The organism is Lacinutrix chionoecetis, from assembly GCF_053604665.1.
Genome location: NZ_JBSHNQ010000070.1, coordinates 142,321 through 158,121, shown reverse-complemented (window position 1 = coordinate 158,121; position 15,801 = coordinate 142,321). Strand labels below are relative to the sequence as shown.

Sequence of the window (15,801 nt, the reverse complement as noted above, 5' to 3'; positions counted from 1 at the left end):
GTATCTTATACATAAATCTGTAAATAAAATAAAACATCAAGTTAAAGTGCCTTACCATAAAGTAATTAATTTAATCTATTAAGGGTTATCTTCAATTGGAATAAAAATAGACCTTCTCTGTTGAATATCCTTGTCAAATTGTCTAATTTCTTCCTGATTTTTACGGTCATGATAAACCTCAACACCATACTCTCCAGCTTCACTTCCTAACCATCCACCAACAACACCGCCAATAATTGCTCCAGGAATAGCGCCAACACCACCAAACCAGACGCCTATTGCAGCACCAATTTCCGCACCTGCTATTCCACCAGCAAGTCCACCACCAAATCTACCGCTAGCTTTTTGAGTCTCAAATCCAAACTCCCCTTCATCTTGATAGGTTGTTATTACATCAGCAGCTCCAAAAATTATAGTACCAGCAGTTCCAAGTCTTCCTAAAGTCCTCCCATAGGTTCCCATGGAATAAGTTCTAATATTTGCCCTACTACCGCCTCGCCATCCAGACTCATAATGTTTAAAACTTATCTTGCTGCCATTGTACTTACCATTATTTGTTCTGAAAGTTCCGCCAGTTTTATTCATTCCTGTTCCCAAACCACTAACAGCGTTGATTGCTACATCTGAAGCATCTGGCATATTTAATCCAGAATAATTTGCATCATACACAACATTTGTTGTAATATCTGCATAATGATTTATGAATAATATATCTTTAGGATTCAAATTCAGCTTAGTGAACTCTTTAGCATTTTTATCAAAAATTGCACTAGGGTTTTCACTCCAATCTCCTTTTCTTTTGAAAGCGTTAAAATTCCAATCAACAACTCTTGACCAAGTAACTGGTTTTAGCTGCGAATAGCCATATTCTTTTTGAGTCTCAGAATTGTTTATATCTGCAGCTATTTGCGAAGGCCCTTGACCGGGTTGCACCTCATAACCAACTAATTCTCCATTTAGTACTATTGGTTCCTTTCCTTCTAATTCAAGTGCATCTATTACTCTATTTCCACTGAAGGAGTACGTACTAAGATATGGATAGTCAGCAGCTAAAGGATCCACCGCAAAAAACCTTCCAACTCTAGGGTCATGCATTCTAAACTTATAATTCAAAGAATTCCCTTCTCCTTTAATCTCATCATCTTTTTCTTGTCCTTGGAAGCCGTAACGATAGCCACTGCTGGACTTATGCCTATTAGGCAATAGCATCCCAAAAGGATAGTAATCATTATAAGCAATTACATCTGTAGTAAAGCCTTCATATCTTTTTTCTGGACTACCACTTCCCTTTCTATAAATTGGTAATTTTCTATCTGTTACTACAACTAAAACATTACCTAAATGGTTAGATAACTCATAACGTTTATCTCCAATTTTATTAAAATATTCTGCATAATCTATTTCTCCCAATGGTTGCCCATATTGGTTATCTATACCATCTATATAATCTGGTATGCCATCACCATCTGTATCTGTACCTTGTGGATTGCCTGCAGATTGGGTGTCTTCTTCGAATGTAAAGAATCCATCTTCATCGTCGTCTTTATCTAAATAGTTAAGTATACCGTCTCCATCTAAATCTGCCCTTGCACCAACAAGTGTGTTAACATTGTAATGTGTAATTAAATCTTGAGCTTCTTGATAGGTTATAACTGTATCACCATCGTCGTCTGGATCTAAATAATTAGCAATACCATCGTTATCTGTATCTTCATTTATTGCATTACCTACTCCAGCAACATCGTAATCTTCGTATTTAGTTAATACAGAATCTCCGTCATCATCCTTGTTTAAAAAGTTAACTACGGTAGATGGATACGTATTTACAATTAAATAATTACTAACACCAGAGTCTGTAGAAGTTTCTAATGCATTATAATAACCATTAGCACCAAATTGTGAGACGTTGTTATAATCTATAGTACCATCATTATTGGTGTCTGTAACATTACCTGTGCTTAATGCACCAGACTCGTAAATATCAAACAGTCCATCACCATCACTATCTAAATCTAAGCTATTTATAAAGCCATCACCATCTGTATCTACAGAAAGAGAGCCCGAGTCTTCATCGACATCTAATATACCATCGTTGTCGTCGTCAATATCTATATTATCTGTAATAGAATCTCCATCGGTATCTGGATATTGCACTGTATTATCACAATTTCCATTTATCCACATAGCTGCATTGGTTAATGTCATGTTAAGAGCGCTACTACCTGACTCTTCTGTTGCAACTGTTCCAGAACCATTTTCAAACGCATAAATTCTTTGGGTTGAACCAACAAATACATTTGAAGTACTATAATTAAAATAGCACATTCTGTAATTTATTCTATTGTCTTGTCCAATTACATTTAGATTTATTAATACGTTTGATTCTAATGAAGGTGATGTAGAATTAGTTACTACTAATGTACCTTCTCCCATTGAAAATACAACACCATTAACTGACATCTTTCCATTAATTGGTGTTATTCCAGCAGCATTATCCAAAGTAATTTTATAAGAAATCTCTAATTGATTTATTGTGAATCCTTGATTTGTAGTGAACGCTGCTTCTTCATAATTTAAACTTTGATTTCCATCTGACCCTGTTACTTCAGAACGCTTAAATTTAATAATCGGGTAATATAAGGTTCCTTGTTTTTTAACATATAGATACATTCTATTTTGAAGATTAGAATTTGAAGTATTACTTCTTATTCTTGAAATTAAATACTCTCCATTAGTTAGCGTGTTTGTTATATTAATTGAAGTTGATGAAGCATAATTTCCAGCATTTTTAAAATCGAATTGATTTGTATCACTCCAAGAAGCAATATTATCTTCAGAGAAATCAAGTGCATAATTAGAAACATCCGGACGACTACTTAAATTATTTTTCGCTAATTGTGTATCACTAATATATATAGGTACTATATACTCATTTAATACTGGTTCGACAATATTACTTAATTGCTGATTTATTGCATTTATAGATAGTCTCACTTCCTCTTTATCTGAAACAAGTCTTTCTAAGTAATTTGATATTATCGCATTCACAGTCCCTATAAGTTCTTCCTTACCTTGTTCTGGATATGCCTCCTTTAATTTTTTAGTAATTATATTAGTAAATGTATTCTCCTTTAATAAGGTTCTTAAAACTTCTTTCTCATTTGTTTTGCCTACATTCTCTGTTATTGCATTTTGAACAATTGATACTAATTCAAATGCTAATTCACTAGCAACAACATCATTTTGAGACACGCCTGCAATATCTGAGAACGGTAACCTATAAGACAATGCTTTATAGTCTTTTTCTAATTCTCTATCTTTAGTATCACTCGACGCAATAATTGCATTGCCTTCTTCTAAACCTAAACGAGAACTCCCATAAATATGATGTTCTTTAAGTTTCATTCGTGTTAAATTACCAACACGTCTTATTACGGTCTCTTTTTCATAAATAGCCATAACATTACCCTGAGCATCTCGAGAATAAAATGTTGGTTTTTGATCTGCTAAATTTGGATTATTTTCTTCATCGTAATTTATTATAGACTTACCTATTCTATTTCCTAAACCATCATATTGAAACACGATTTCTTGTCTTTTTTTACTACCAGGTTTTTGTCCAAGTTCACGTTTAATAACTTTCTTTACTTTTCCGTCTACACGCCATTCAATTACTAATCCCTCTGTTCTGTCTTCTATAAGCTGACCGATTTCGTCGTAAACATAATTATGAGTATTCTCATCATTTTCATTAAAAATAATACCTAATTCATCCTGTAAAACCTGTAATTGATTATCTAAATCTGAACCAACTTGCACACCAAAATCATCGTAAACAGCTGTTAATTGGTTATTAACTTTGTTTCCATTTGCGTCTGTATTATATAGATATTTAAAAGCATCAATTTCAATAGGATTTGGGTTTTGGCTTGTACTGCCATCTTCATTAACTTTAAGTGAGTTTCTGGAAAGGCTTGTTAAGTTTCCATTTCTATCATAAAAATAAGAAGCCGAATATGCTTTTTCACTATAAAATGTTTTTTCATTATTATCATTAACCACTAAGCTACTAGAGGCCATAGATTTAATTCTATTTAGTTGATCATAAAAATATTGAGCGTTTTGAGTAAATGTCCTTGAGTTATCTGGTCTAATACCATCGACACTTAGGTGCCTCATACTCGAAACCATTTGTTTTATATTTCCATTATATAAATCTGTTGGACTGCTATTTACTGTACTGTGTGTAAACAGATTTGAATCTGCTCCAGATACTCTAGATCTATAATCTTTATCAAAATATTGTAGCGAGAACCCGTAAGCATCTCTTGCTATTGTTTTATTATCTCCATCTAAAATACCATCTTGACCTGGATCAAATTTTCTTAAAACAGCTTCTGAGTTAACAGATTTAAGCCAACCTTGAATGGTATAAATGTAATCCATACCTTGGATTTGTTTATTTCCTAAATTCATTCTTGCTAAAGGACCATGCTCGTAATATTCATAATTCGCGTCTTCTTCCCAAATAGCACCGTCATTTGAAGTTTCTATTGTAATAATTCTATTATCTGCATCATATTGGTAACGATGCATAAACTGATCTTTTTTATCCTTTTGAAAAATTACTCGATTAACATTACCACTAATAAGATCGTATTCATATTGTAATCTCTTAAAATGCTGCGTGTTGTTTTGTATTAACATTTCATTGTTTTGAACAACCATTTCTTTCACATTTCCATGAACATCATAGTTATAAAAAATAGCATTATTAAAGCTATCAAAATCTATAGTGCCAGTCAATATCTTATCGAAAGCGAATATAGATGTTATTCTATTTCTACTATTATAAGCCTGATAAGCAGTTTCAAACAATGATGATGTAGTTGCCACTCCAGTTCCTAAAAACATATGCTCATCGTACATGGTGTAAGTTACCTCTCTCCTTTCTATATAATTAGAATTAGAAAAATCTTGCTGTATTATTCCTGACTTAAGTAATTTTCCATCATCACTTATGATATAGTTTTCTGAGACTAAAACGTCTATTTCTCCAGCTTCAATTATTCTACCAATTTGATCATAATTAGAGTAGCTAAATCTTAATCTTGCTCTTGGTTTAATATCTGATATTGGGAAATATTCTTTGGCTTGTTTAGCATTTTGAGAAGCGATAATTCTGCCCAAATCATCGTATGCAAATCTAGTAACATCTCCATCTGGAGTTTGTTGCCATACTAATTGATTTAAAGAATTATACCTGTACTGTGTAGGCATTCTATGCTTAGGTAATAGAGATGTATTAGTGCCATCACTCTCTCGCGTGTTATCAATTTGGTTTGTAAGAATTAATTTCTCCTCTAAAGTCATTCCTCTGCCCAACCTATCTATTCCCTCTGGTGCTACAGTTTGGATTAAATTTCCTGCCTGATCATAGTAATACAATGTATATTGATATTCTTTATCTGGATACTCCATAGAGAAATGTTCTACTGCATTCTCCATAGCAGCATTAATGTACTCAGTTTCAAATTGGTTTCTTAATTGATCTAAGTAAGTTATATAATTATCTCTTATATAGGTGTTAATTAAGCTTTGGGCAATACCATCACATGGGTTTTCTACAGGAGGCAATACTATGTAAGCTCCAAATGGTCTAGGCACACAAACTAATAAGTTTCCTGCTGCATCTTTTACTTGGGAATCTATATAATCGCTCCATGATTGCGTTGCTACTTCTTCTCCATCTATAACAGTTACTGCACCATCATAACCATCAATTAATAATTCCATTTCACTTTCTAAAGTATCAAGGTTATCATAACCATAATTTACTGCTGTATTTCCAAACTCTCCAATAGTTAAAAATAACGGATGATCGATACTATCTACTCCTTTAGTTTGTATATAATATATATAGGTATCTGTTATATACGCAAGGTTAGAATTGCAGAAATAATCTTCATTAAATAAGGGTGGAAGTTCGTATTCTGCAATTGTAGAAGATATTTGTAATTCTACAGTTATATTAATTTCATTACCATTTACATCGGTTCCTATGCCATCGAATAATTCAGGTTGGAAGTCCATAAAGTTCATATAAGTTGTATATTTTTCGTTACAACTTAGCGGTGCTACTTGTTGTACAACACAGTCTTCGCAATCTTCATCTAAGAAACGTTGCATATTACTTGCTGTTTTTTTAGATGGTTTTCTTTTTTGATCTTGAGGTCTTTTATTAATTGTAGTATTTTTTACTTTATCTACTTTAATACTTGTACCAGGTGCAGGAATTGAAGAAGTATTAGTTTTATTAGCTCCAGTACTTTTATTAGCCGCTGGAGTGCCTCCCATATAGAAAAGTAATTCGTATTTAGCATCTTCAGACACTCCCTGATCATTAACATTAATAATATTGTTAGCAATTTGTGCTACAGTCCCATAATATTCAGTAGTAAAATCGTAAATATCCTGAGTTATAATAAATTTGGATTTGAAATTTATGTCTGTACCTTGGTCAAAATTATAATCGAAATTATCATTCCAAATAGGATTAATAGAATTACAACTACTATTTGGGGATTCACCTGTTATGTTTATATAACCATTTGGTAATGGGTTATCCCAAATATCAGTCTTTGATGCGGACATTGTATTTGAAGTAATTGACGATGCTAAAGAATCTCCATTAAAATCAAATCTTTCATTATTTCCATTAAACGTATAATCAATATAATCCATATGAAAATTAGCAGAGTAGAAACCACTAGCTGCTAATAAATCGTTTTCCGGACATATAACAAATGCAGGTGCTTCAAGGTCAAAATGTGTTTCGATAATTAAACCATTAGCTGTTGTGTAAGATGTTCCATTTATAGTAAACACAGCACTATTATAGTTTCCTGTAGCATTATAGTTAGTAAAATCTATATCGAAATCTACTTCTACTTCCTCACCAACAGCAAATACTTCTGATGGTACTTTAAATATAATATCATCAAATAAAATTTTATTATTAGGACTTGCATTAGACACTTGTTTTCTTAGTGATACTTCTGGAGACATATATTTATTTTCTTCCTCTCCACAACAATCTAATTGTGGATTTTCAGCACATCTTGTATTTAACATTTCTTGATATGTATTTTCTAAAAATGTATTTAGATTTGCTTTAAAATCGACATCTGTATTAAACCTAATATAATCAGAATTCTCTAACGAATTTGTTGTTTGATAGTCTGTTACAGGTTCACTAAAAAGCGTTGTAAGCTTGTTATTTATAAAATTGTCTGCCGCTGTATTGTTAGTTTGTTCAAAAACAATAAAAAATGGTTTAATACCTTTATTGAGTATAGCATTTTCAAATAGTGTTTTGTTAAGACCTACATTATAATGACTAACAAAATAGAAAACAGTTTTTAAACTTTGGCTATCGTAGTTTTTATCTAAAATATCTTGATTTATAACATTAAAAGAATGTCCATAAGTTGAGTTTTGAAGCTGCCATATATTTGCGGAATACCCTCCTACATGTATCTCGCTAACAGCGTCAATTGGTGGTGTTCCACCACCACTAGAATTAGTTGATTGCGGTAAATTATTACTTATAAACTCGTTATTTGCTCTTAATCTTACTGATCCACCAGAAATTGCATCATATCCAGTAAAAGAAAATTCATCCAAATGATTATTAACAAAATCTACTGTTGCATTACCTATATTTTCTCTATCAAAACCGTTAGTTATACTATTAGCACCAGTTCCAGGAACTATACTTGCATATGCAAAATGAAATGGTGTACATTCTACTATTACTTCGCAGCATTCTATAATTTGCTCTCCTGTTTGGTCTATAGTAAAAAATTCATTTTCGGTTGCTCCAGACGGCAAGGTGTATGTTAATGTATAATTACCTCCGTTGTTTGATAAAGCAGTAATTTCAAAATCATAAGTTGGAAATAGATTATATAAATTAAGCCTTAAAATGTATTCATCACCACTATCTGCCGAGAAAAATCGTAAATTAAAAATTTGCTTTGATGTTCCTCCTGGTGAAAGATATGTTATAAACCAATCCACCGTTAAACAACTTGGAATATTTAAATCTGAGTATCCACTTAAATTTAATGACCCTATATCGCTTAAATCTGAATTTAAAGCGTCATGATCTTTCAAAAAGTTTAATATATCTATTAATTCTGAGTCTATATAATTACTGAAATCCTTTTGCAAAATACTTTCACAATCCAAAGGTTCTTCAACAACACATTCTGGAATACAGTTTAAGAGGTTTACACATGTGGTACCTTTAAATACATATTCTTGTATAGAACCATCTGATAGTTGCACTTTTCCTAATAATTGAAATGCATATGTACCATCTATGGTCACTGCAACATCATGAAAAGAATTTGATAAACTTAATATCTCCCATGAACTTCCTATATTACTCCAACTATTAGAATTATCCCAGTTAGAATTTTCGGGTAAATTTAAAGTTATTGGTTTCTCACAAATATTTTCTAAAGATGTGCTAATTACCAACTCGTTTCCGGTAATGGTATTACTAATAGTAAAATTACTTGCTTCAGATTCTTCTCCACCAAGGGCTTCGAACAGGTCTAATACCATAAATCCATCGTTATAAGAATATGGATTTGTAGTTAAATCGTTTCGAGACATGAACCCGTTTAAAAATAATTCTAAGTCTACTTGAATTTTACATTTTCCTGTTTGATTGTAATAATCATTAATAACATCATCTGGATCTATTGTAGGTGGTAAATTAGAGATATCAACTCCTAAATCGTCGAATAAAAAGTCTGATGGTATAAACCTTTTTTCGTACAAATCTATTCCAGAAGTTCCTTGGCTACCGTAAATAGATGAAGATGATGAGCTACAGATTTGATTCGCAGAGGCATTTCTAAAACCATTTATAGTTCCTTGATTGTTATAAGTACTTATTAAATCTATAAAACTATTAACATTTCTTTGTTCTCCACCTAAACAGTGATTTAAACTACCATTTTTTTCGGCATGAATAGAGATAAAAACATCGTATAGGCGAGTTTTTAATCCTTGATAAAAGCCTTTATATAAATTCCAAAACGTTTGCTTTTCTTCCTCATCTAAACTTGCAAACGAATATGGATCGCAAGTAGTTGCTAAATTTCCACATTTAACCATGGTATAGGCTAATTGCGCCATAGAAACACCTGTACCATCGTAATCTGTGCCCATAGCGTATTGCATAAGAGCCTTACGCTCATTGGCATACGTAATAGTTTCTCCTACATATGCTGTATTGAAAAATGGATCACTGTTAACAATATTGTTTGTACTTGCTCCCGAAGACGGAATGAAATTGGCTGTTTGTGCTTCTACATACGTTATCGTAGTACTTAATAAAGTATCAAATTCAAATGATGTTGTCCCTTGATATGAAATAGCACAAATTGACTCGTTGTATCCCAAGTAGCCATATTCTGGATGATATGGCATTAATGATTGTGCCCAATCTGGTTTCCAATTGGTAATAAAATCTGTAATGTACCTAAGATTTTCAGGGTGTATATAATACTTTGAATCTATAAGGTCGCCGTATGCGCTACTAAATGTTGACCCAAAATCTGGTTGTTCGACTAATCCACCTAAACCATCTAATGCAATAGCAGGCAACCATTGGTCATTTACCCAAGTAACTTCTACTAAAGAATTTACTCCTTCATCTTTATAAATCGATACTGGATTTCTCCACGTAAAGGTATTTGAGACATCATTAGGATCATTAATTGCTCCGTTATAATATAATAGATTTGCATCATTGAATACACTCAATTGATCTTGAAAAATAATAGGTTCAATAATATTCTCATTTGCATCATAAGTTAATGTGTAATCTAACCTTCCATATTGACCGTAAGGACTCATATCTGAAATTAACATAGCTTCATTTACATCACAGGTTTGCGATTCTTCACACATATCCACAAGAATTGCAAATCCGTCTTGAAGCTCCTCGATAGCTATCGTAACATTTGGGTCACTTGAGGTAAACGTACTTCCCGATACAGTATAAGATCCAGGTCCAAATAGCATATCTAACTTATTACTTATATAGGCTACAATACCATCGTCTACCATTTCGCAGTCAATTTCATCACAGTCAATAGAGATGAAGTTGGGTATAAAATCTTCCTCGGTTAGTATACATGGAGAATTTTGCAAGTAGTTGTTCCAAGCTTCATTTAAATGAGATTTATTAACCGTTAGTCTTTTTGAAATTCCATATTCACCTATATTCCAAATCCTATCGATTGCATTCGAGGTCTCAGTTGTTCTGGAAAAATCTTTTACACCTTTTTCTGTAATTAATTCTGAATTACAATCATCACTTAGAGCTATATCTACATCATAAACAAACGGAAAAGTAATATCTGCACATTCCTCATCAAAAGTAAAGTTCCCTGTATACTCTAACTCATATTCCAACTTGTATTCTGAGAAATTTTCTATGACTACAATTTGCTTATCTAATCTAAGCCCGTCTTGTAAAACCCCAAAATTACCTGTGGCGTATCTATTATTATTGTCTTCTGGTGTATCTGTATCGCTTTCATTTAGCTTATTTAATAAATCTGTGGCTACTCTACCATGTAATACTCCTGCATTGTCTATTTCGTCATCTAAAGGTAATAATATATGTTCTGTTTCACCTGTTTCTGGATTTGTTTTAGAAGGATTGCCACCTGCTAATGCCGTTGCTATAGTTCTTCCTTGAGGATCTATATAACTTACACTTACTTGCCCATTAGGGTCTACAACAACATTTTTTTTATAATGTTTGTAGTTTCCCACTTGGTAACCGAATAGTCTATTTAATTCTAAAGAAGAATTTGGTTGAGAATAGAAATATTTCATTTCATGTCCACTACCTATTTGATGTTGAACACCAACACCACTCTTCCTTTTTATCCTACCCGTATTATCTGCTGTATACTCTATTTGACTAAATGGAAAATTATTTGCATCTGGCACAAAGTCCTGAAAGGGTTTCTCACTATCGCTACCATTATTTTTAGAATAATACTTGCTCGCACCAGAAGCAGTATCCATACCAAAAAGATTTACATCACAAGTTGGATCGGATCCTGGTGGGGTACTTATATCCCAATCAAAATCTTTAGCAGAATAAATGGCCAAATTTCCTGTATTTGGATCAATAACTTGCTCACTTAAATTGAAGTTAGGATAGTATTTAATTTTATTCTTTCCGGTTGGCACAGGTAACACTTCAATTGCTGGTCTTCCCTGCATATCGTAAATAACCTCTCCTACTATAGCGTTGTCATCACTATTAATTTTTGTAACTGTTTGACGGTTTCTCAATGTACCGTCAAAGTAACTTACTACAGATTTATTTTTACCATCTTCAGCGTAGCTAGATTGAAATTGCCAGTTTTTTGCCTCTTCATGTGAAGTACTGAATAAATATAAATGTGCCCAATCTCCTACTTTTAATTCTCCATTTGTTCCTGAAGTCCAATCACCGTAATACCGCTTTTTTATGTTTTCTTGAAAGCGAGTAACTACCCTTAACCTATAAATTATGTAACCTCTTGAATATATTAAGGGTATCTCAAAAGATGTTTGTTTAGTTTCTATTCTAGTGCTATTTAACTCAAAATCTCTAACTGAAAAGTCTATAGCGTTGGCAGGACGAGTAGGCGAATTTAGACCATAATTATCTATCCAAGTCCATTCTAATTCAAATTCTTCTGCGGCATTTAAAACTGCGTTACTTGAATTTGACCAATCAATTTTTAAAGCACAAGGATTTGAAGAAGAAGGTAATTCTTGATAAGATAAACTTGGTAAAGTATCCGGTGGTAATTCGTAATATCTATCAACTTTAAACCCTAATTCTATAGAAATATTTTCTGGAATAAAATCTAAAGCATCACCATTGGGTTTAAAGGCTTTAGAAGAAGTAACTATTATTTTTATTCCATATCTATTCTTAATTTCAAAATAAGTCTCATCTACATATTGAAAATTACCTGCGTCTTTATTATACTCAATTTTAAAAGTTTTTTCCTCACCCGCAGAAGATTCTACGGTACCATCTGGTAAAATAGGGTATACCTTGGCAGTGAGCGCATAGGTGAAATTTTCATAAAATGGGATATCATCATTAATATTAAGTCTCAAGTAGGCTGTAGGATTAACTGATATTACATTGACACTACCTAATTCTGGATCCACAAATTGATATGATGAAGGCAATGAATTTACCGGTATTGGACCATTGGTAAATTGTTTTTCATTAGCAAAGCCAGAAAATGACAGAAGTATAATTACAGCTGATAGTAAATTGTTTCTTAAAAAAACCAAATAATTCATGTGGTTAAATTTTAGTTAGTAACTCTTATTGAGCTAAAATGATTTCAAAATCTTTATATTGATTAACACCAATTATTTTAATAGGTGTTACTTTTATGTATGTCTCTTGCGAAAATGCACTCTTGTTGATTTTAACTTTAGAGTTAAAATTTGAATAGGCAATTTCTAATCTAGGAAAATCTACCAATTCATCGGTTTTATTTTTTAATCTATTTTTTTCGTAAAATGAAAAATCCTTTAATTCTGAATAATAGATAACTACTTTTTTCTGATGGTACGTTTCTTTATCGATATGTATCTCTAATCTTGATGTTGGGAGACTTGAATATTCTTTAACATTAAAGCTAATTTTATATAATCCATCCTTCTCTTGTAACTCACCTTTATTATAATAGGTATAAATTAAATCTGGGTTAATTTGATCCAAACTTGGGAATGTTTTTTCTGATGACAAACCAACCATCATCGCTTTTTCTTCTGTGTTTAATTTAATAAAACCATTAGGCATTTCTATATGTTTCATTGCACCAATTTCTTGGTACTTTGTTCCATTATTTAAAGCCATTGTACCTGTATACTCTTCATAAACTTTACTTCCATCTGCACCTTTATATAGTTTATAATCCAAATCAACTTGATATTCTAATAATTTCTTTTTAGTCTCCGTAAATTTCATAAAAACCTCGTCAAAGGTCTGTGAATAGATACAGGTAAAACTAAATAGAAATATTATAGTGCTAATGTTTTTCATTATTCTTTTGTTGCGCTTTTAGATCTTGTTTCTTGAATTGTAAAAACTCCTTTTTCTGTCTCTTTTTTAACTCTAATTAGGCCTCCTTCTTCATCATATTCGTACATGGTCGCATAATTGTTTTCGTCTAATTCTGCCATTAAACGTTGTGTTATAGGGTCGTATACAAAACTTTTCATATTGCCGTTAAATGGATGAATTCTTATATCATCATAAAATGCATCTACTCGTTTTACAGGACTACTTGTTGTAAATAATTCCGAAAGTTCTCTACAGCTAACATTTGCTATTTCGGATACTGAATATGCTTTCTGATCACGTACAATTCTTGGATTACTAACAAGTATATATGGCGAGATAAATGGTGGAGGTGTGTTATTTGGTACATTTAATTTATAAACGGTATCTGGCAATAATTCAGATCCTGATCTTAATACCATTTTTTTTGTGGGCTTTCCATCACAATTAGAAAAATCGTCTAACACAAAAGTAACCTCATATTCTCTAAGAACACCTGGGTATTTAAAAGGTGGTAAAGGATCAAAATATGGAGATAAATCTACAGGTCCTGGAGGACCAACAATTACGGAATTAGCATTATTTAAATCTATTCTAACTTTCGTAGCAGTAATAGGTACAAAAAACTCTCCTACAATACGTTGCCAACCTTCAATTATTTCTCCTGAAGGAGTAAATGAAAATTCTTGCTCTACTTGGTCTCCTTGAAGAAAGATTACATCTACTTTAGCACTTTGGTAGGTGATAACTTGTTTTTGTCTGTCTTCTTTAACCCAAGCACTTACAATATATTTATCGCCTTTTTCTAATTCAAAAGAATTACATGGGCATTCTTTAGTATCTGGACTACAATTATTAACGATATGAACTTTTACATAAAAACGTTTAGAAGAAAACATCTCTGCATAATAATTAGTACACACTGCATTCGGGTAACCAAATTCTTGAATCCAAAATTCATCGCCGTTTTGCAGAGGTGTGTTCCCTCCATTACTTTGAGTTGGGTCAAAAATTAAATCATTACCAAATTGTGATCCCCAAATATAAATTGGATTTCCTGTACCTTCAGCTAACAATTGCAAACTATCAAATGTTGGATTATCTATACTACAGAAATACTGGTCTGGATTTGTATATGTTGTTATTAGGTCTCTTAATTTAATAGTTAATGTTTTATATTCTTCACTTGCATTATCAAAGTGATAGTCATCACAAGTACTACTTATTTTAAAATAAAATACTTCATCGCAATTAACTAATAGATCACTAAACTCTGTTACCATATTATCATAATCAGAATTATTAATTTGAATTTTATTTCCAGAACCATCATCCTTATACATAATATATGTAAAACCAGTATATTGCAAAAAACCTTGACCATTTGGAGATGCGGTAGTATCCATAACTCCTTGCTGTCCTATCATGAACAAATTAAACATGGCTTTGTAGGTTAATTCATCTTCTTGAACACCATCATAATCTAAGTCATTCAAACCATCTGTAAAATAAACTCTGTCTAATGATCTACTGACATTTCTAAATTCATTTGTAATGTTAATGTTAAACTCATTTGAGTATATAGGTGAGCATAATTGAGTTGGATTTCCATTGCCGTCAGTAGGGTTCGATGGTATATATTCTATTTTATAAGATGCATCACTAACAAGACTTGAAAACATAGATGTTAAATCTATCGAAAAGTGAGAAAAAGAGCCATCGAGATTAAATACAGGATTATCCAGTAACATTGTACCTACTGGAGAAGTACGCCATAAACGGTACTGACCGTCTTGGTAATCTAAAGGCTGGTTGGAATCTAAACTTATTAGTGGTATTTGTAATTCATCATCTACATCACATACACTTAAATCAACATAGCTATTACCTAATTTAGGGCCAACATAAGGTTCTGAATTAGTTTCTGTAATATTCCCAATAGTTACTTGTAATGATTGAATATTACAAGTCCCCCCATTATTACCTAATACTGCACTATTTTTTGGATACATGGTTATTACATCTCCAGCATTAACTTGTGTATTACTAGAAATTATTTGACCTTGACTGTTATAATAAGTAATATAATTGTAAGATGAATTTGTATCAATATCTCTAACAGTTGCTTGTTCTCCACAATCTGTAGTTATATCTTGATTTGCATCTCCTGTTAACGGTTGATCATTACTTAAAGTGATTACAAAAATTCTATCAACAAGACTATACTGCTCATAAGGATGTCCATTAGGTAGTGCTTTGACCCTAATACGAAATTGAATATTTCTTCTTTGACTATTATACATCCCTAAATAGATTCTTAAAGCATCTAAGTCAATGTTATTCTGCCCAATAAAGGAGTTCTCTCCAATTGGATTTGCAAAAGAAATAGGTATTAATTCGTACTCTAAATCTGTAGGAGCAACTTCATTAGGGTTATTAAGGTTTATAATAATAGGCGTTAAAGTGTATGAACCTTGAGAGACACAAAGGTTAATTCCCAAAAACCCACTTCCTATATCAACCATATTTGGATCGTCAGTATTCATTAAGTAGTTTCCCTGTGAAAATGATAGACAAGTAAAACCGAATAATAATATGTATATAATTTTTTTCATCTCTACTAT

Annotated in this window: 3 protein-coding genes; all 3 read right to left on the bottom strand. The window is 32.1% G+C overall.

Annotated features, from left to right (window positions below):
* Positions 1 to 78 precede the first annotated feature (78 nt).
* The 3 genes from ACVC43_RS04955 to ACVC43_RS04945 are packed head-to-tail and all read right to left on the bottom strand — an operon-like array spanning position 79 to position 15,792.
* Positions 79 to 12,408, bottom strand: coding sequence for a DUF6443 domain-containing protein (locus tag ACVC43_RS04955; RefSeq protein WP_452223466.1), 12,330 nt, complete (start codon positions 12,406 to 12,408; stop codon positions 79 to 81).
* A gap of 25 nt (positions 12,409 to 12,433) precedes the next feature.
* Complete coding sequence (locus ACVC43_RS04950) at positions 12,434 to 13,159, bottom strand: hypothetical protein (protein WP_452223465.1); 726 nt, start codon at positions 13,157 to 13,159, stop codon at positions 12,434 to 12,436.
* Positions 13,159 to 15,792: a hypothetical protein gene (locus ACVC43_RS04945; RefSeq protein WP_452223464.1), complete on the bottom strand. Its 2,634-nt coding sequence runs from the start codon at positions 15,790 to 15,792 to the stop codon at positions 13,159 to 13,161. Before ACVC43_RS04945 ends, ACVC43_RS04950 begins: the two co-directional genes overlap by 1 nt.
* Between the last annotated feature and the right edge of the window lie 9 nt (positions 15,793 to 15,801).

What these genes read in the sequence shown, in the direction of transcription:
- ACVC43_RS04955 (WP_452223466.1), bottom strand. Translation starts at nt 12,408, where the DNA reads ATGAATTATTTGGTTTTTTTAAGAAACAATTTACTATCAGCTGTAATT.
- ACVC43_RS04950 (WP_452223465.1), bottom strand. Translation starts at nt 13,159, where the DNA reads ATGAAAAACATTAGCACTATAATATTTCTATTTAGTTTTACCTGTATC.
- ACVC43_RS04945 (WP_452223464.1), bottom strand. Translation starts at nt 15,792, where the DNA reads ATGAAAAAAATTATATACATATTATTATTCGGTTTTACTTGTCTATCA.